General features: G+C 65.1%; 19 protein-coding genes. 3 read left to right on the forward strand and 16 right to left on the reverse strand.

What is annotated here, in order from left to right; genetic code table 11:
• From BRAS3809_RS24430 to urtA, 16 genes are all read right to left on the reverse strand, one after another.
• On the reverse strand, positions 1-1349 hold a 1349-nt coding region (locus BRAS3809_RS24430; RefSeq protein ID WP_035658177.1), incomplete at its 3' end, for a CHASE domain-containing protein.
• 293 nt (positions 1350-1642) lie between these two features.
• Entirely contained in the window at positions 1643-2266 is a 624-nt protein-coding gene (ureG, locus tag BRAS3809_RS24435; protein ID WP_006612139.1) for an urease accessory protein UreG, read from the reverse strand.
• Positions 2267-2405: 139 nt separating this feature from the next.
• A complete protein-coding gene (locus tag BRAS3809_RS24440) occupies positions 2406-3128 on the reverse strand; it encodes an urease accessory protein UreF (RefSeq protein ID WP_008964709.1) in 723 nt (240 codons plus the stop codon).
• Positions 3115-3771 carry an urease accessory protein UreE gene (locus tag BRAS3809_RS24445; RefSeq protein ID WP_008964710.1) on the reverse strand — a complete coding sequence of 219 codons (657 nt, stop codon included), beginning with the start codon at positions 3769-3771 and terminating at the stop codon, positions 3115-3117. Before BRAS3809_RS24445 ends, BRAS3809_RS24440 begins: the two co-directional genes overlap by 14 nt.
• A 27-nt stretch (positions 3772-3798) precedes the next feature.
• Positions 3799-4098, reverse strand: a complete 300-nt coding sequence (locus BRAS3809_RS24450) for a putative quinol monooxygenase (RefSeq protein ID WP_008964711.1) — start codon at positions 4096-4098, stop codon at positions 3799-3801.
• Positions 4099-4146: 48 nt separating this feature from the next.
• The gene (gene ureC / locus BRAS3809_RS24455; protein ID WP_008964712.1) at positions 4147-5862 is read right to left on the reverse strand and encodes an urease subunit alpha; all 1716 of its coding nucleotides are present in this window, start codon (positions 5860-5862) and stop codon (positions 4147-4149) included.
• A 44-nt stretch (positions 5863-5906) separates the two neighbouring features.
• Positions 5907-6437: a hypothetical protein gene (locus BRAS3809_RS24460; protein WP_139017441.1), complete on the reverse strand. Its 531-nt coding sequence runs from the start codon at positions 6435-6437 to the stop codon at positions 5907-5909.
• Positions 6434-6973: an HD domain-containing protein gene (locus BRAS3809_RS24465; RefSeq protein WP_035658171.1), complete on the reverse strand. Its 540-nt coding sequence runs from the start codon at positions 6971-6973 to the stop codon at positions 6434-6436. The genes BRAS3809_RS24460 and BRAS3809_RS24465 overlap by 4 nt, the downstream gene beginning before the upstream one ends.
• 4 nt (positions 6974-6977) lie before the next feature.
• The gene (locus tag BRAS3809_RS24470; RefSeq protein ID WP_008964715.1) at positions 6978-7283 is read right to left on the reverse strand and encodes an urease subunit beta; all 306 of its coding nucleotides are present in this window, start codon (positions 7281-7283) and stop codon (positions 6978-6980) included.
• Positions 7284-7414: 131 nt separating this feature from the next.
• Complete coding sequence (locus BRAS3809_RS24475) at positions 7415-7717, reverse strand: urease subunit gamma (protein ID WP_015669637.1); 303 nt, start codon at positions 7715-7717, stop codon at positions 7415-7417.
• Between the two features lie 48 nt (positions 7718-7765).
• Positions 7766-8602 carry an urease accessory protein UreD gene (locus tag BRAS3809_RS24480; RefSeq protein ID WP_008964717.1) on the reverse strand — a complete coding sequence of 279 codons (837 nt, stop codon included), beginning with the start codon at positions 8600-8602 and terminating at the stop codon, positions 7766-7768.
• A gap of 59 nt (positions 8603-8661) precedes the next feature.
• Positions 8662-9357, reverse strand: coding sequence for an urea ABC transporter ATP-binding subunit UrtE (urtE, locus tag BRAS3809_RS24485; protein ID WP_008964718.1), 696 nt, complete (start codon positions 9355-9357; stop codon positions 8662-8664).
• A gap of 3 nt (positions 9358-9360) precedes the next feature.
• Positions 9361-10122 (reverse strand): urea ABC transporter ATP-binding protein UrtD, encoded by a 762-nt coding sequence (gene urtD, locus BRAS3809_RS24490; protein WP_083839159.1) that lies wholly within the window; start codon positions 10120-10122, stop codon positions 9361-9363.
• 4 nt (positions 10123-10126) lie between these two features.
• Entirely contained in the window at positions 10127-11290 is a 1164-nt protein-coding gene (urtC, locus tag BRAS3809_RS24495) for an urea ABC transporter permease subunit UrtC (protein ID WP_008964720.1), read from the reverse strand.
• Positions 11287-12885: an urea ABC transporter permease subunit UrtB gene (urtB, locus tag BRAS3809_RS24500; RefSeq protein ID WP_502685679.1), complete on the reverse strand. Its 1599-nt coding sequence runs from the start codon at positions 12883-12885 to the stop codon at positions 11287-11289. The genes urtC and urtB overlap by 4 nt, the downstream gene beginning before the upstream one ends.
• Before the next feature lie 102 nt (positions 12886-12987).
• The gene (gene urtA, locus BRAS3809_RS24505) at positions 12988-14310 is read right to left on the reverse strand and encodes an urea ABC transporter substrate-binding protein (protein ID WP_008964722.1); all 1323 of its coding nucleotides are present in this window, start codon (positions 14308-14310) and stop codon (positions 12988-12990) included.
• A 507-nt stretch (positions 14311-14817) separates the two neighbouring features.
• On the opposite strand from urtA, the gene BRAS3809_RS24510 reads away from it, so the two are divergent.
• The 3 genes from BRAS3809_RS24510 (at position 14818) to BRAS3809_RS24520 (ending at position 17069) form a co-directional block, all read left to right on the forward strand.
• The gene (locus BRAS3809_RS24510; protein WP_008964723.1) at positions 14818-16239 is read left to right on the forward strand and encodes a DEAD/DEAH box helicase; all 1422 of its coding nucleotides are present in this window, start codon (positions 14818-14820) and stop codon (positions 16237-16239) included.
• Positions 16240-16263: 24 nt separating this feature from the next.
• A complete protein-coding gene (infA, locus tag BRAS3809_RS24515) occupies positions 16264-16554 on the forward strand; it encodes a translation initiation factor IF-1 (protein ID WP_008964724.1) in 291 nt (96 codons plus the stop codon).
• Between the two features lie 302 nt (positions 16555-16856).
• Complete coding sequence (locus BRAS3809_RS24520; protein WP_006612155.1) at positions 16857-17069, forward strand: cold-shock protein; 213 nt, start codon at positions 16857-16859, stop codon at positions 17067-17069.
• Positions 17070-17172 lie beyond the last annotated feature (103 nt).

Raw genomic sequence — 17172 nt, forward strand, 5'->3', positions numbered from 1 at the left:
AGCCCTTCATCCGAGTGAGAGGCGAGTTCGAAGAACAGCAGCGACAGACTCTGCGCCGCGCGCGCGCTGACCGTGATGTCCGGGCCGCTGACGGCGATCCGTTCGGCGTGTGGAATGGCACGGGCCTCGAACAGGCCGCGCAGCTGAACGCCCTGCCACTGGCTCTCGCTCAGCAGCGTGACCACGTTCGACATCGCGTGGATGCGCCCGATCAACAGCTCGCGGGCAACATCGATGTCGCTGCCGTGACGGAGCGTTCGCGTGACGATGGATTGGATCACTGCGAGGATGTTCTTGACCCGGTGGTTGAGCTCGTCGATGACCGCCGTCAGGCGGCGCTCGAAGCCGATGCGGACCTGGATCTCGCGTTTGAGCCGGAAATTATTGTACACGACATAGCCGAACAGGCCGCAGATGATCCCGGTCAGCGCCAGGCCGATCACACCGACGATCGCCGCGGTCTGCTGCGCCCGGCGTACCGTGTTGCTCTTGGCATAGTAGACCAGCGACCAGTCGTGGTTGCCGAAGGCGACTGTCCGGGTGGAGGACGGCGCCGGATCGTCCGGCCCGCGCGTCCGGGTCGTCACGGCGCCCTGATCGTTGGCCACCAGTTCGTCCGACGCGTTCCGCGGATCCTTCAGGGCGACCGAGAACAGCGAGAGATCGTCATTGGTCAGCAGCAGCGGTCCGATTTCGTAGGAAAACGTCACAAAGCCGGCCGGCGCGGACGCGCCTTGCGGGACTACGGGCGCGGCCAGCACGATCCCGATGGGTCCATCCACACGCAACAGCGGTGTGGGGTCAGAGGCGATCGGCTTGCCTTCGGACATGGCGCGCGCCAGCATCGGCCCGATGATCGGCTGGCGATCGAGCGCAATGCCGGGAAGCCGCGAGGTCTCGGCGTTGCGCGGCTCGAGGTCCATCAGGACATCGATGGGGCGATCGACGTTCGGGCCCAGCGGCGTGTCGTCGTAATTGCGAATGGTCGGATTGGGAAAGCCGGCCTGGCGCAACTCCGCCTGGGCGACGGGCAGCTCATCGGGCCGCAGCCGGGCGATCCAGGACGCCACCACGAAGTCGGTCTTGAAGGCATAGATCGACGATCGCAGCGGCTCCAGCATGTTGGCCTTGATCACCGAGGGGGCCCGGAACAGCCCCGAGGCGACCCGGGCCAGAAGTTCGCGCTCGGTCAGCCGGTCCTGGACGAGGCTGGCATGGACGTCGATGGCGCGGGCCAGCGCGATGCGGTCGAGCGCCAGCTCCTGGTCATGCACGCGGTAGGCGGCCAAGCCGGACAGCGCCGTCCCGAGCAGCGCAATCACTCCGATGATGACACCCAGCCGAAGCACTCGTTTACTCTAAGGTCAAGGGTTGGCGAAGGAGGCAACGAGTCATCCAATAACTGGGCCTGCTACTCAAGTAACGCGCACCTCGGGCGGGCGGAAGTGATCGGAGCGATCAGCGGAAAGCGATCCCAGGATACCGGCCGTCCATCGGCCCAGACGCCCTTTGGCAAGGCGCGCGCACCCCGGGTCAAGGCAACACCCGGGCACAGGAGTTGTTCCGGCCCGGTGAGGCTTTTTTGCGTCTGCTGACGGCGGCACACTCAGCAACGCCGCGCAGAACGTGCCAGATCAGCCGCTCAGGCGGACGGCGTGAGTCCGCCCTTGGCCTCGATGAAGCCGATGATCCGGTCGAGACCCTGGCTCTTCTTCAGGTTGGTCATGACGAAAGGACGCTCGCCGCGCATGCGCTTGGCATCCGTCTCCATCTTCTCCAGGGAGGCGCCGACGTGCGGCGCGAGGTCGATCTTGTTGATCACAAGCAGGTCGGAGCGGGTGATGCCTGGACCGCCTTTCGAAGGGATCTTGTCGCCGGCCGCGACGTCGATCACGTAGATGGTGATGTCGGCCAGTTCGGGAGAGAACGTCGCGGCGAGGTTGTCGCCGCCGGACTCGATCAGCACGAGATCGAGGCCGGGAAACTTGGCACGCATGTCCGCCACGGCCGCGAGATTCATCGAGGCATCCTCGCGGATGGCGGTGTGCGGACAGCCACCGGTTTCCACGCCGGCAATGCGGTCCGGCGTCAGCGAGCCGGAGCGGACGAGAAATTCCGCGTCCCATTTGGTGTAGATGTCGTTGGTGATCGCCGCGATGTCGTAGCGCTCCCGCATCGACTTGCAGAGCAGATCCATCAGTGCGGTCTTGCCGGAGCCGACGGGGCCGCCGACCCCGACGCGCAGCGGTCCGTGAGACGATGCCATGTCATCTATCCTTCTGTCGTCCGCGCGAATGCGAGGAGCCATCATTGCTGGCGCAGTCCGTGGACTGCTGTCCTGAAAAAATTTCCGAATTGCGGGAGCCGGCCCGGCCGACCGTCACGTCGGATGAGGCCCTGCCCGGTCACGACCGGAACAACCTCGTGTATTGCGTCTCGTGACGATGGCTGGCGAGATCGCCCCGGAACGTCGCGCTGCCGATGTCGTCGAGCGAAGCGTGGAGAGCGCGATCGGCGGTTGCGAGGACGACCGGCTCGAGCGCCGCGAGCACGCGCTGGCTATCCGTCTGCCCGAGCGGAACGAGCCGGCTGCCGGCGGAAATCCAGTTCGACGTCAGCGCGTGCAGGAAGCCATGCAGCAACGGTTCGAGGGGCACGCCGTGAAGCGCGCCGACCAGCCCCACCGCCACCGGATAGACGATGACATCGCATTGCGCCACCGCCTCGTCGAGGCCGGCGCAATTCCAGGCCGACCGCGCGATCTCGATGAAGGCGCGTCCCTGGGCGGTGGTTTCGAGCTGCCGCTCGCGCGACGGCACGAAGGCGGCGGCGAGTTCGGCAACCTCGCGCAACCGTGTCATGTCGTCCAGTTCGGCCGCCCGGTGCGCGTGGGCGAGGAAGGCGGCATCGCAGAAGCCGGAGCCGTCCGTGAGCATCGTCGCCAGCCAGCCGCGCAACGCGGCGGCATCGGCGATATCGCCGGCTTCGACGGCCCATTCGATGCCGCTGGAGTAGGAGAAGCCGCCGATCGGAAACGCCGGCGACAGCCAGGTCAGCAGCCGGTACAGCGCGGCCAGCTCCGCACCGCCGGCAGCGGACGGGCTGCGTCCCACATCATTTGTGGTCATGAGCATGGGAATGACCGTGATGATCGTGGTCGTGGCCGCAATGCTCGTCGTGCACGTGATCGTCATGCACGTGATCATCATGCGCATGGCCGTGGTCATGATCATGATGCGCGTGGCCGTGATGCGCATGATCATGACTGGTGTGATCGTGGTGATGATCGTGGCCGTGGTGATCATGACCATGATGATCGTGATCGCCATGCCCATGGCTGGGCTCGGCGTAGGCCCCGCCTTCCGGGTCGAACGGCGCCTCGATCTCGATGACGCGCGCGCCGAGGCCCTTCACCATCGCCTCGATGACGTGGTCGCGGCGGATGCGCAGGCTCTTGGCCATGATCTGGGTCGGCAGATGCCGGTTGCCGAGATGCCAGGCGAGCCGCACCAAATGATGCGGATCGCTGGCGCGGATCTCGAGCAGCGGCTCGGCCGCCGCCACGACCTCGACGAGGCGGCCGTCCTCCAGCACCAGGGCATCGCCACCGCGAAGCGCGGTGGCGTGCTCGAGGTCGAGCAGGAATTCCAGCCCGCGCGTGCCGGTCATCGCCAGCCTGCGCCGGTGCCGATCATCGAAATCGAGCAGAACGGAATCGGCAGCGGCCTCTTTCCAACGATGCTGCCCGAGCACGCGGGTCGCGCGGATCATGCTGGTATCCTCATCTCACAATTCCGCTCAGCGGACATCGACCTTCTCAGGCGTGATGATCTCGATCTTCGGCGGTGCCGCCATGCATTTCACGGCGACACGCCCGAACGTCTTCATGTGCTCGGTCGCGCGGTGCGGCACCAGGGCCTCGGCGTTCTCCCACTGCTCCACGAACACCATCCTGCTCGGATCGGTGACGCTCTCATGCAAGTCGTAAGCGATATTGCCGGGTTCCTTGCGGGTCCCCTCGATGCAGGCGGTGGCGGCAGCGATGAATTCGGCACGCGTTTCGGGCTTGATGGTCAAGGTGGCAACGACATAGATCACGAAGCAGTCCTCCCGGTACGTTTCTGTTTCTGGGTACCGGGGGCAAGTTTAGAACATGAAATAGCGCTGCGCCATGGGCAGCACCTCGGCCGGCTCGCAGGTCAGCAATTCGCCGTCCGCGCGCACCTCATAGGTCTCGGGATCGACCTCGATGTTGGGCGTGGCGTCGTTGTGGATCATGCTCTTCTTCGAGATCCTGCCGCGGGTGTTCTGCACCGCATAGAGCTTCTTGGACAGGCCGAGCTTGCGGCCGAGCCCGCCGGCCACCGCCGCCTTCGACGTGAAGATCACCGAGGACGCCGTCAGCGACTTGCCGAAGGCGCCGAACATCGGCTGGTAGTGCACCGGCTGCGGCGTCGGGATCGAGGCGTTGGGATCGCCCATCGGGGCGGCGACGATGGTACCGCCTTTGATGACGCAGTCCGGCTTGACGCCGAAGAAGGCGGGCGACCACAGCACGAGGTCGGCGAGCTTGCCCTTCTCGACCGAGCCGATCAGCTTCGACACGCCGTGCGCGATCGCCGGGTTGATCGTGTATTTGGCGATGTAGCGCTTCACGCGGAAATTGTCGTTGTCCTTGCCTTTGTCCTGCGGCAGGGCGCCGCGCTGCTTCTTCATCTTGTCGGCGGTCTGCCAGGTCCGGATGATGACTTCGCCGAGCCGGCCCATCGCCTGCGAGTCCGACGACATCATCGACAGCGCGCCGAGATCATGCAGGATGTCCTCGGCCGCGATCGTCTCCTTGCGGATGCGGCTCTCGGCAAAGGCGAGGTCCTCGGCGATCGACGGGTCGAGATGATGGCACACCATCAGCATGTCGAGATGCTCGTCGATGGTGTTGCGCGTGAACGGCCGTGTCGGGTTGGTCGACGACGGCAGCACGTTCTTCAGGCCCGCCACTTTGATGATGTCCGGGGCGTGGCCGCCGCCGGCGCCTTCGGTATGGAAGGCATGGATGGTGCGGCCCTTGAAGGCCTTGATCGTGTCCTCGACGAAGCCGGACTCGTTCAGCGTATCCGAGTGCAGCATGACCTGGATGTCGTGATCGTCGGCGACCGACAGACAATTGTCGATCGCAGCCGGTGTCGTGCCCCAATCCTCGTGCAGCTTCAGCGCGCAGGCGCCGGCCTTGACCATCTCGACCAGTGCCGCGGGACGCGATGCGTTACCCTTGCCGGAGATGCCGAGATTGACCGGGAAGGCATCGAACGACTGCATCATCCGGCCGATGTGCCACGGGCCGGGCGTGCAGGTGGTGGCGAAGGTGCCGTGCGACGGACCGGTGCCGCCGCCGAGCAGCGAGGTGACGCCACTCATCAGCGCGTGCTCGATCTGCTGCGGACAAATGAAGTGGATGTGGCTGTCGAAGCCGCCGGCGGTGAGGATCTTGCCCTCGCCCGCAATCACGTCGGTGCCCGGCCCGATCACGATGGTCACGCCCGGCTGGATGTCGGGATTGCCGGCCTTGCCGATCGCTGCGATCATGCCGTCCTTGATCGCGACGTCGGCTTTCACCACGCCCCAGTGATCGACGATCAGCGCGTTGGTGATGACGGTGTCGGCCGCGCCCTGCTTGTTGGTCGCCTGCGACTGGCCCATGCCGTCGCGGATCACCTTGCCGCCGCCGAACTTCACCTCCTCGCCATAGACGGTGAAGTCCTTCTCCACCTCGATGATCAGGTCTGTATCGGCGAGCCGGACCTTGTCGCCGGTGGTCGGGCCGAACATGTCGGCATAGACGGAACGCTTGATCTTGACGGACATGTCGTGCTCCAGCCTCTAGCTCTCAAATAACTCCAGCGCGCAGGTCATTTGGGGCGCGCGCAGATCGATTGAAACTTGGCGATGGTCTCGAGACCGGACTTGAACTCTTCCCGGATGGTGGTCTTGCCGATCTTGAATGTCAGACGTCCGGTGCGCTTCAAAGCATCGAAAGCGGGCGCATCGGCCTCCATCTCGAAGCTGTACTCCCAGAGCGATCCGGCCTCGCTGTAGGACACGTTCAGGAGCGTTTGCCCGTAACGACCCGCCGGCACCATCCCGACCTGCGGATATCCGTTGGAGCGCAGCAGATCCGCGACGGCGTTGCGTAGCTCCTGGCTGGCGTCTCCGGTGACTGCAATGGTGCCCGACTTGGCCTTGCAGCGGAATGATGGCGATCCGAGATCGTCCGTCGCCTCATCGCTTCGGCTGGGCGACAGCAGCGCGCCCTCGTCCTGCTCGAACACGCGCCAGCGCCGCTCGTCCGCGGCCGAGGCAGCAGTAACCGCGGCAACAGCGGCGGATACCGCGCAAAGGCTGTAGATCGCCGCCGAAGACATGCGCGCCAAGCCGCTCACAGCGTCCCCCGCGCATTCGTCACCGTCTCGTCGAACAGCGCATCCAGCCGCGCGTTGACGCCGCGGCAGCCGGCGACGACCTGCTCGGCCCAGCCGACATACTCCATCAGCTCCAGCTGCTGCTCGAGATCCGGCTCGAAGAAGACACGCGCACGGATGTTGCTGATCTTGTCGGCGATCTTGATCTGCTTGGCGCCGTCGGACTTGGCCGGCGCGGCAATGACCTGGACAGCGCGCCGTTCGCTCTTCGGCAACGTCATGTCGTCGGTCACTTCCTCGACGAGGCCGGCCACGCGCGCCCCGAAGCGCTGCGCGAGCTCATCCCGCGTGGTGTCGGTGTCCTCGATCGTGTCGTGCAGCCAGCCGGCCGCGACCAGTTCGGCGTCGGCACCGTCAGTCGTGGCGGCAAGGATGTTCGCGACCTCGGCGAGATGATTGACATAGGGCTCCTCGTCGCGGCCCTTGCGCTGCTGGCCGGCGTGGCGGCGTGCCGCCAGCTCGGCCGCTTCGGAGACGAGGCGCAACCCGGTCAGCATCGGTCTACAGCTTGCCCATCACGTCGCCGCGGAAGCCGTAGACCATCCGCTTGCCGCCGAGCGCCACCAGCTGCACGTCGCGGGTCTGGCCGGGCTCGAAGCGCACGGCGGTGCCGGCGGCGATATCGAGCCGCATGCCGCGCGCCTTCTTGCGATCGAACTTCAGCGCCGGGTTGGTCTCGAAGAAATGGTAGTGCGAGCCGACTTGGATCGGCCGGTCGCCGGTATTGGCGACCGACAGCGTCACGGTCTTGCGGCCGGCATTGAGCTCGATCTCGCCGTCCTGGATGAAGAGTTCGCCGGGGATCATGTGTTACCTCGCAGGTTTCCACCGCGTCATGGCCGGGCTTGACCCGGCCATCCACGTCTTTTCGTTGAGATCGAAGAGCGTGGATGCCCGGGTCGAGCCCGGGCATGACGACCGAAAGAGTTGGACTTGCCTCACCGGATCGGCTCGTGCACCGTGACGAGCTTGGTGCCGTCCGGAAACGTCGCCTCGACCTGGATGTCGTGGATCATCTCGGGAATGCCCGGCATCACCTGGTCGCGGGTCAGCACCTGGGCGCCGGCCTGCATCAGCTCGGCGACCGTCCGGCCATCGCGCGCGCCCTCCAGGATGAAATCGGAAATGATCGCGACCGCCTCGGGATGGTTCAGCTTGACGCCGCGCTCGAGCCTGCGGCGGGCCACGATGGCGGCCATCGAGATCAGGAGCTTGTCCTTTTCGCGGGGAGACAGGTTCATGCGGGCTCTCTGGTGATCGTCTTCTGGTAATCGCGGGTTCGTAGAGGTCTAATTGAGCCACAGCCGCGGCAGCGGCCCGGGCGAGGCACAGCCCAGCACGGCCATCATGTCGGCGCGCAGGCTTGCGGCATCTTGGGCACAGAAACGGGCCATTGCAAATCCATTCCAGGCCGACAATCCCGCCTCTCCACGGAAGGCCGGCAGGCTCTCCCGGATGCGCTCGACCAGCGCGCCATCGCCGGGTACGATCAGCGCGGTACCGATCGCGGCTGCGCCATTGGCGATCGCCGGCTGCGCCAGTTTGTCGCCGATGTGGCCGTCGAGGCGCACGGTCTCGGCGAACACGAGCTTGCCGCCGCGCCGCAGCCGCCAGCGGTCGACGAACTCGCCCTCACGCATGCGCTCGCCCATCGCGATGCGGCCGAACACGACGATCTCGCAGAGCAAGAGCGAAGCCGTGTCGGCCAGATCGATCTCGATGCGGCGATGGATCCGGGCGCGGTCGAACAGGATGGTCTCCTGCGGCAGCCAGGAGATGTGCGCGCCGGCTGCAGCCCTGAGAGAGATGTCGAGCTCGGCCGGCCTGCCGGGGGCGCGATAGACCTTTTCCGCGGCAGCGCTCGACAGCGTGGCGCGGCTGCCTTCGCCGGCAGAGACGTCGATCGCAAACCTGTCGCCGCCAGCGATGCCGCCGGCCGTGTTGACGAACATCGCCGACAGGCCGTCGTCCTCGGGCGAGGGAAAGCGGACACGCAGCGAGCCCGATTCATGCAGATGATGGCGGCGCGTCACGCCGTCCTGCAGCCGGACGTCGAAGCGCACGGCGCCGCGGGCCCGGTTGGCCTCGAAGATGTCGGCGGCGGCGCTGGCGTGATCGGCCCGCATCGATCCCCTCCCCCTGGGACCTGACGCGGGCAAGACCGCGTCGAACGACTAGCTGATGGTCACAGCGCCATCTGGCGGCTGATCTCGGCCTGGTCGAGATTGGCGCGCGTGCAGGTGAACTTCACCGCGCCGCGATCCATGACCGCGAAGTTGTCGCCGAGTTCGCAGGCAAAGTCGAGATACTGCTCGACCAGGACGATCGCGATGTTGCCGAGATTGCGCAGATAGGAAATGGCCCGGCCGATGTCCTTGATGATCGAGGGCTGGATGCCCTCGGTCGGCTCGTCCAGCAGCAGCAGCTTCGGCCGCATCACCATGGCGCGACCAATCGCGAGCTGCTGCTGCTGGCCGCCGGAGAGATCGCCGCCGCGGCGGCCGAGCATCGATTCCAGCACCGGAAACAGCGAGAACACGTCGTCGGGAATGCTGCGGTCGGCGCGCTTGAGCGGGCCGAAGCCGGTCTTGAGGTTCTCCTCGACCGTCAGCAGCGGGAAGATCTCGCGCCCCTGCGGCACGAAGCCGATACCCTTGCGCGCCCGCTCATAGGGCTTCAGGTGGGTGATGTCGGCGCCGTCGAAGGTGATGCTGCCCGAGGCCAGCGGATATTGTCCGACCAGCGCCCGCAGCAGCGAGGTCTTGCCGACGCCGTTGCGGCCGAGCACGCAGGTGACCTTGCCCGGCTCCGCCGCGATCGAGACGCCGCGCAGCGCCTGGGCGGCGCCGTAATAGAGGTTGATGTCCTTGACGTCCAACATCGCCTAGCGTCCCAGATACACTTCGATCACGCGATCGTTCGACGACACCTGGTCGATGGTGCCCTCGGCCAGCACCGTGCCTTCATGCAGGCAGGTGACCTTGACGCCAAGCTCGCGCACGAAGGTCATGTCGTGCTCGACGACCATGACGGTATGATCCCGATTGATTTCCTTGAGCAGCTCGGCGGTCTGATGCGTCTCGACGTCGGTCATGCCCGCGACGGGCTCGTCGACGAGCAGAAGCTTGGGATCCTGGGCCAGCAGCATGCCGATCTCCAGCCACTGTTTCTGGCCGTGCGACAAGCTGCCGGCGAGCTTGCGGCGGACATCCTTCAGCCGCACGGTCTCGAGCACCCTGTCGATCTGCTCCGCCTCGCCCTTCGAGCCGCGCCAGAACAGCGTGCCCTTGACGCTGTGGTCGACGTTGAGGGCGAGCAGCAGATTGTCCTCCACCGACTGGCTCTCGAACACCGTCGGCTTCTGGAATTTACGGCCGATGCCCAGTTCGGCGATGCGGGTCTCGTCGAGCCGGGTGAGATCGGTCTTGCCGTCGAACAGCACCGTGCCCTCGTCCGGCTTGGTCTTGCCGGTGATGATGTCCATCATCGTGGTCTTGCCGGCGCCGTTCGGGCCGATGATGGCGCGCATCTCGCCGGGCTCGAGCGTCAGCGACAAATTGTTGATGGCGTGGAAGCCGTCGAAGGAGACGTGTACGCCGTCGAGATAGAGCAGCGACGAGGTCGCGCGGGTGTCCATCACGTTCACGGGCTCACTCCGCCATCTTGGGTTCGGTGACGCCGTCCTCGCGGGCGGCGCTGTCGGCGTTCGGCGTTCTGGTGCTGAGCTGGTCCCACCAGCTGTTGAAGGTGCCGAGGATGCCCTTGGGCAGCAGCAGGGTCACGAGCACGAACAGCGCGCCGAGCATGAACAGCCAGTAGGGCGCCAGCACGCCCGAGGTGAAGAACGTCTTGGCGTAGTTGACGACGACGGCGCCGAGCGCTGCGCCCACCAGCGTGCCGCGGCCGCCGACCGCGACCCAGATCACCGCCTCGATCGAGTTGCCGGGGGCGAACTCGGACGGGTTGATGATGCCGACCTGAGGCACGTAGAGCGCGCCGGCGACGCCGGCCATACAGGCCGACAGCGTGAACACGAACAGCTTGTAGGACTCCACCCGGTAGCCGAGGAAGCGCGTGCGCGACTCGGCATCGCGGATCGCGATCAGGACCTTGCCGAGCTTCGACGACACCACGGCACGGCAGATCAGGAAGGCCAGGATCAGCGCCAGGCAGCTCAGCGCGAACAGCGCGGCACGGGTGCCCTCGGCCTGGACGTTGAAGCCGAGGACGTCCTTGAAATCGGTCAGGCCGTTGTTGCCGCCGAAGCCGAAATCATTGCGGAAGAAGGCGAGCAGCAGCGCGTAGGTCATCGCCTGGGTGATGATCGAGAGATACACGCCGGTGACGCGCGAGCGGAAGGCGAGCCAGCCGAAACAGAAGGCGAGCAGGCCGGGCACCAGCAGCACCATCAGCGCCGCGAACCAGAACATGTCGAAGCCATGCCAGTACCAGGGCAGCTTGGAGTAGTTCAGGAACACCATGAAGTCCGGCAGGATCGGATTGCCGTAGACGCCGCGGGTGCCGATCTGGCGCATCAGGTACATGCCCATCGCGTAGCCGCCGAGCGCGAAGAAGGCGCCGTGGCCGAGCGAGAGGATGCCGCAATAGCCCCAGATCAGATCGATCGACAGCGCCAGGATGGCGTAGCAGACATATTTGCCCCACAACGCGACCAGATAGGTCGGCACCTGCAAGGCCGAGCCGGCCGGCAGCAGCAGGTTGGACAGCGGGATCAGGATGCCGCAGGCCGCAACGACCAGGAGGAAGATCGACGCGCCGCGGTCCAGCGACCGGGTCAGCAGATGCGGCATCATGCTTCCACCGCCCGGCCCTTGAGCGCGAACAGGCCGCGCGGGCGCTTCTGAATGAACAGGATGATCAGGACCAGGATCGCGATCTTGCCCAGCACGGCGCCGGCGACTGGCTCCAGGAACTTGTTGGCGATGCCGAGCGTAAAGGCGCCGACCAGGGTGCCCCAGAGATTGCCGACGCCGCCGAACACCACGACCATGAAGGAATCGATGATGTAGCTCTGGCCGAGATTCGGACTCACATTGTCGATCTGCGACAGCGCCACGCCGGCGATCCCAGCGATGCCGGAGCCGAGCCCGAAGGTGAGCGCATCGACGCGCGAGGTCGCAATTCCCATCGAGGCGGCCATGCGCCGGTTCTGCGTGACCGCACGCATCTCCAGGCCGAGCGCGGTGTAGCGCAGCATCGCCAGCAGGATCGCGAACACCGCCATCGTGAAGCAGAGGATCCAGAGCCGGTTGTAGGTGATCGTGATCTGGCCGAGCTCGAAGGCACCGCTCATCCAGGAGGGATTGCCGACCTCGCGATTGGTCGGGCCGAACGCGGAGCGCACCGCCTGCTGCAGGATCAGCGACAGGCCCCAGGTCGCGAGCAGCGTCTCGAGCGGGCGTCCATAGAGGAAGCGGATGATGGTCCGCTCGATCAGCACGCCGATCGCGCCAGCGACCAGGAAGGCCAGCGGGGCGGCGATCAGCAGCGAATAGTCGAACAGCGCGGGATAACGCGTGCGGATGACCTCCTGGACCACGAAGGTGGTATAGGCGCCGAGCATCACCATCTCGCCATGGGCCATGTTGATGACGCCCATGACGCCGAACGTGATGGCCAGTCCGATGGCAGCGAGCAGCAATACCGAGCCGAGCGAGAGGCCATACCAGGCGTTCTGCACGCCAGACCACACCGCCAGTGTGCTCTGAATCGAGGAGATCGCGCCGGCAGCAGCCTTGGTGACGCTGGCCGGCTGATCACCGCCGCTGATCTCGGTCAGCAGCGCCAGCGCCTCCTGGTCGCCGCGCGACCTGATGGTGGCGACGGCTTCGAGCTTGTCCACTTCGCTCGCGTCGGACTTGAACAGCAGGATCGCGGCACGCGCCTCGGTCAGCGCCTGCTTCACCGCGCGATTGGTTTCCTTGGCGAGCGCCGATTCCACCGTCGGCAGCGTCGCCTCGTCATGCGACTTGAACACCGATTTTGCGGCGGTCAGGCGCGTGTTGGTGTCCGGCGACAGCAGCGTCAGGCCGCCGAGCGCCGCATCGACGGTGCGGCGCAGCCGGTTGTTGAGGCTGACGGCCGCAGCGCCATCCGGCAGCTTGTCGACGGCAGCGCCGGTCGCGGCATCGATGATCTTGCCGTCGGCCTGCTTGACATAGACCTTCTTGGTTTCGGCATCGAACATCAGCCGCTCGTCCTGGAGCGCGCTGATGATCGGAAAGGCCAGCGGGTTGCCCGACACGGCGATCTCGCCGACGGCCTCGTCCGTATCCGAAAAATCATCATTCGCGAATTTGGCGACGGATTCTTCGAAACTGGCGGCGAAGGCGGGAACGGAAACGGCGATCAGGGCAATCGAAAGCAGCAGGCGGCGAATGATCGCCAGAAAAAGAACGGGCACTGGACAACCCCGGCAGGAGTTCAGGAGGTCAAGAGAAGGCGGCAGATCGCCGCCTTCTCCCGTCGTCATGGTCGCGTCAGGTCGGGATCAGGTGCCCGAGCCCAGGCACTTGTTGGTCTTGACGTTGTAGTTGCCGCACTTCTTGCCGACCCAGTCGCCGATCAGGTCCTTGGAGCCCTCGAGCTCCTTCGACCAGGCGTCGCCCGGGACGAGATCCTTGGTCTTGTAGACGACGCTGAACTGGCCATCGCCCTTGATCTCGCCGATGAACACCGGCTTGGTGATGTGGTGGTTCGGCAGCATCTTCGACACGCCGCCGGTCAGGTTCGGCGCCTCGGTGCCCGGCAGGGCGTCGATGACCTTGTCCGGATCGGTCGACTTCACCTTCTCGACCGCCTTCACCCACATGTTGAAGCCGATGACGTGCGCTTCCATCGGGTCGTTGGTCACGCGCTTCGGATTCTTGGTGTAGGCCTGCCAGTCCTTGATGAACTTCTCGTTCGCCGGAGTCTTGATCGACTCGAAGTAGTTCCAGGCGGCGAGATGGCCGACCAGCGGCTTGGTGTCGATGCCGGCGAGCTCTTCCTCACCCACCGAGAACGCGACCACCGGGATGTCCTTCGCCTTGATGCCCTGGTTGCCGAGCTCCTTGTAGAACGGAACGTTGGCGTCGCCGTTGATGGTCGAGACCACGGCGGTCTTCTTGCCGGCCGAGCCGAACTTCTTGATGTCGGCGACGATCGTCTGCCAGTCGGAGTGACCGAACGGCGTGTAGTTGATCATGATGTCTTCCTGAGCCACGCCCTTCGACTTCAGGTAGGCTTCCAGGATCTTGTTGGTGGTGCGCGGATAGACGTAGTCGGTGCCGGCCAGCACCCAACGCTTCACCTTCTCTTCCTTCATCAGGTAGTCGACCGCCGGGATCGCCTGCTGGTTCGGCGCCGCGCCGGTGTAGAACACGTTGCGCTCGCTCTCCTCGCCCTCGTACTGGACCGGGTAGAACAGGATGCTGTTGAGCTCCTTGAACACCGGCAGCACCGACTTGCGCGACACCGAGGTCCAGCAGCCGAACACGACCGCGACCTTGTCCTTGGTGATCAGCTCGCGCGCCTTCTCGGCGAACAGCGGCCAGTTGGAGGCGGGGTCGACGACGACGGCCTCGAGCTTCTTGCCGAGCACGCCGCCCTTCTTGTTCTGTTCGTCGATCAGGAACAGGATCGTATCCTTCAGCGTGGTTTCGCTGATGGCCATGGTGCCGGACAGCGAATGCAGGACGCCGACCTTGATGGTGTCGTCAGCAGCCATGGCCGGGCCGAAGCCGGCGGCGCCGAGGGCCAGGCCGGCAGCAGCAGCCAGCCAGCGACGGCGGCTGAACTGCGCCGTTAATTCCTGAGTGAGTCGAGTAAGCATGCGATAATATCTCCCTGACGCAGACGTGCTTCGCAGCCGAAGGCGGCCGGCGGTCTGCGCGGGAAGAATCGCAAGAAGCGTGCCATCGGCTTCACATCTCGTAAGCCATTGAGGCAAATGTGGAACTCGGCCAATTCGCGACGAAGCGTCGCATTCAGCTGCCGATGTTTTGAGCAAGCAAACTGATTAATCAGCCGTCAGGCAGCACTTATTTTATGCATGATGTTTGAAATGGCTAATTTTGAAGCAGTCTAGTACCGCTTTCAATGGCAGCCCGCAGAAGCGGCCTTGAAAACAGCATGCATCTGTTCCATATAGCTGACAGATCGAGGCGAATCGGCCGGATCTTTGCGAGCCGCGTGTTCTTTAGCTCAGCTTGAGCTTCTGGCTCCGCATCCTCAGCACTCCACACTAGGCGCTCCAAACACGCGGGTGTCTCTCATCACCCGCCCGCGTCCGGCCCGCATGCCGACGAGGGCCTTCTCCTCTTATGGAAAGCCCAACCTTTTGACCTCTTTTCAGGATTTCAACCTCGCCGACGCGCTGACGCGCGCGCTGAAGGAAGAGAACTACACCACCCCAACCCCGATCCAGGCCCAGACCATTCCGCTCGCGCTCCAAGGCCGCGACGTGATCGGCATCGCGCAGACGGGAACCGGCAAGACCGCCTCCTTCGCATTGCCGATCCTGCATCGCCTGCTGGACAACCGCATCAAGCCGCAGCCGAAGACGGCGCGCGTGCTGGTGCTGAGCCCGACCCGCGAGCTCTCCGGCCAGATCCTCGACAGCTTCAACACCTATGGCCGCCACATCCGCATGAGCTCCACTCTCGCGATCGGCGGCGTCCCGATGGGGCGGCAGGTGCGCGCCGTGATGCCGGGCGTCGAGGTGCTGGTCGCCACGCCGGGCCGCCTGCTCGACCTGGTCCAGGGCAACGCCCTGAAGCTCAGCCACGTGGAGTTCCTGGTGCTCGACGAAGCCGACCGCATGCTCGACATGGGCTTCATCAACGACATCCGGAAGATCGTCGCCAAGCTGCCGATCAAACGGCAGACGCTGTTCTTCTCGGCCACCATGCCGAAGGACATCGCCGAGCTCGCCGATTCCATGCTGCGGGACCCGGCCCGCGTCGCGGTCACCCCGGTCTCCTCGACGGTCGAGCGCATCGCCCAGCGCGTGATCCAGGTCGACCACTCCGCCAAGCCGAGCCTGCTGGCTCAGCTGCTGAAGAATGAGCCGGTGAACCGCGCCCTGGTGTTCACCCGCACCAAGCACGGCGCCGACAAGGTCGTGAAGGGCCTGGAGAAGGCGGGCATTCCGGCCCAAGCCATCCATGGCAACAAGTCGCAGAACCACCGCGAGCGCACGCTGGCGGCCTTCCGCACCGGCGAGATCCGCACGCTGGTCGCCACCGACATCGCCGCGCGCGGCATCGACGTCGACGGCGTCAGCCACGTCGTGAACTTCGACCTGCCGAACGTGCCCGAAACCTATGTCCACCGCATCGGCCGCACCGCGCGCGCCGGCGCCGATGGCGTGGCCATCTCGCTAGTCGCCGGTGCCGACGAGATGTCGTATCTCCGCGATATCGAGCGGCTCACCAAGACCACCCTGCCGCGCGAGGATCGACGGACCCCGGGCCAGCGCGACGCCGCTCCCGCCGGCCAGCCGCAGCGCCAAGGCCATCATGGCGGTGGCCGTCCCGGCATGCAGAATGCGCGGACCAACGATGGGGGCAACGCCGCAAAAGGCCCTCGCCGACGTCGTCGTTCCAATGCTAAGGTGCCGCCTCTGCCAGGCAATCGTCAGGAGCCCCAGCGACCGTCGCAAGGCGGCGGCAAGGCCGGGTCGATTCAGGGCGTTGCATTCCTGCATCGCGAGGGCAGACCCAAAAACCACGCTCACAACCGCAACCAACGGCCAAACTAGACGTCTATCGATCTGGAGAAAGACATGGCTAAGGAAGAGCTGATCCAGTTCGAAGGGCTGGTCACCGAAATCCTTCCCGACGCGCGCTACCGGGTTCAACTCGACGCGGGGCACGAGATCGTCGCCTACACCGCCGGCAAGATGAAGAAGAATCGCATCAAGACGCTGGCGGGCGACCGCGTGACGGTCGAGATGTCGCCCTACGACCTGGAAAAGGGCCGCCTCATCTTCCGCCACAAGGACGAGCGTCCCAGCACCCCCGGCGGTCCGCCACGTGGCGCACCGCAGCGCGGCGGGCAGTTCCGTCGGCGCTGACGTTCCGGGGCGGAAAATGCTTCCGCCCCTTCGCCCACCTGGTCAAATCAAGCGCAACCAGCAATGAATCCAGCGCGTCGGCGGCTTGCCGGCGCGTTAAAAAATCGTGCGCCCGCCCGCACCTCAGGATTGTTTTGCGCGGCCATTTCCAATAATATATCCCGCAATCGATTTTCGGCCGGACGAGATTAGCTATTACCGGTACAGCCGGTTCAGACGCTGACGACCCTTCCAAAAATTCGATCTAACCAGCCCAGACCCCTGGGTTACGACATTTGATATCTGAGAAGGGAACTACCCCCGTGAGCATGGGAACCGTGAAGTGGTTTAACGCGACCAAGGGCTATGGCTTCATTCAGCCGGATGACGGCGGCAACGACGTGTTCGTGCACATCAGCGCCGTCGAGCGCGCCGGCCTCGGCACGCTGCGCGAAGGCCAGAAGATCTCTTACGAGATCGTGGCCGACCGCCGTTCGGGCAAGTCGTCGGCCGACAATCTCCGCGCCGCCAACTGATCTGCGCGCGCTGAAGGCGACCAACGGTTGCCTTCAGCGCCGCTCAGGCCAGCGACGCCGCGATCCGCACCTAAAGATGCGCATACAAAAAGGCCGCTTCAAG

The sequence above is a fragment of the Bradyrhizobium sp. STM 3809 genome (genome assembly GCF_000239795.1).
Classification (GTDB): domain Bacteria; phylum Pseudomonadota; class Alphaproteobacteria; order Rhizobiales; family Xanthobacteraceae; genus Bradyrhizobium.